The following is a 1,413-nucleotide window of genomic DNA, read 5'->3' on the forward strand; positions in this document are numbered from 1 at the left end:
GGCCCGATCTTGTGGGCCTGGCGCACGAAGTACGCCCGCGACCATAGGTCCGAGGTCTGCAGATGCTGAGCGGGAACATGGTCAGGGTCGGTCACGAAGGAATGTCGCCTACCGGAGACGGCGTGGGAGGCGATGACCTCACCGCCAGCCATGATCACCAGTGTGGGGCCGGTGATCTTCACGTCGACGTGCTGGCCGGCGAAGGTGTAGGGCACCGAGTACTTCACCGTGGCGATCTCCACGTGATAGTCCCGGTTGACCTTGGACTTCTTCCAGATGACCGGCTGCCAGCGGACCTCGGGCAGAGCGATCAGCTCCGACTGCTCGTGCTCGGTGAACAGCTCGCGGCGGCTGGTCTTCTGGCCGCGGAACGGGATCCGGTCGTTGATCGCCTCCACCTCGGCGGCGATCGCCTCATTCAGATCGTCCAGGCTCGCGAAACGCCGATCGGCCAGCCGTCCGATCACCCAGTTCGTCACCACCTTCACCCCGGCCTCGACATTGCCCTTGTCCGTCGGGCGCACCGGCCGAGTGGGCACCGCGGCGGTGTGGTGGTACTCGAGGAAGTCACGGTATTCACGGTTGACCTCGCGGGCCCGATCGCCGCGGGCGATCTGGTTCGATGCCGTCGAGGCGTTGTCCGGGACGATCACCTGCGCCGCGCCGCCGAAGTACTCGAAGGCCTGCAGGTGCGCGTCGAGCCAGTTCGGCATCTTCTCGTCCAGGCAGCCGCAGGCGAAGACCAACCCCGAGTACGGCAGCGACGCCACGAACACCGAGACCGTGGTCTTGGTGCCGAGGACGGGATCGAAGATCGCCATCTTCGTGCCCGCCCAGTCGACCTGCATCGTGTGCCCGGGCACGTGCGCGATCCGCATCGTCAGCTCGTTGACCTCGACGTACTCGCCGACGATCTGGCAGAACCGCTGATAACTGTAGTGCCGCTGCCCCGGCGATCCCTCGCTGTCGAGGTAGTTGGCCCACAGCACCCGCAGCGGCAGCTTGTTCTTGCCCGTGCGCTTCTTCACGGTCGCCGCCACGTCGAAGGCCACGAACTCCGCCGACGGCGTCTTGCGCCCATCGGTGAACAAGGCGTCAATCTCCTCGCCGCTGAGCGCCTCGACCTGATCGACGGCGGTCAGCCCGTGCTCGCGGCACACCTTCCTCGCCTTCGCGACCGTGCGGTGCGAGCAACCCGCGATCGCCTCGATGTCCCGGTAGGACCTGTCCTGCAGCAGTAGCGACATCACCAATCGGTAATCAGTCACCCGTGCCTCCTGTTCGGAATCACGCGCAGCCTGGTTGCCACGCGTAGAACCGACACGAGCACACGATGACCGGCACCGCTATCCGATGCTCATACTCGCGCTACCCGATCATCAGAACTCTGCTTTCCGAAGCACGTCCCTAACA

General features: G+C 65.2%; 1 protein-coding gene. It reads right to left on the minus strand.

The features are described from left to right. The coding region (gene istA / locus H483_RS27210; RefSeq protein ID WP_031264767.1) for an IS21 family transposase at nucleotides 1-1,268 on the minus strand (1,268 nt) is incomplete at its 3' end. Nucleotides 1,269-1,413 lie beyond the last annotated feature (145 nt).

This window comes from Dietzia sp. UCD-THP, from assembly GCF_000349585.1.
In the GTDB taxonomy this organism is placed as follows: Bacteria; Actinomycetota; Actinomycetes; order Mycobacteriales; family Mycobacteriaceae; genus Dietzia; species Dietzia natronolimnaea_A.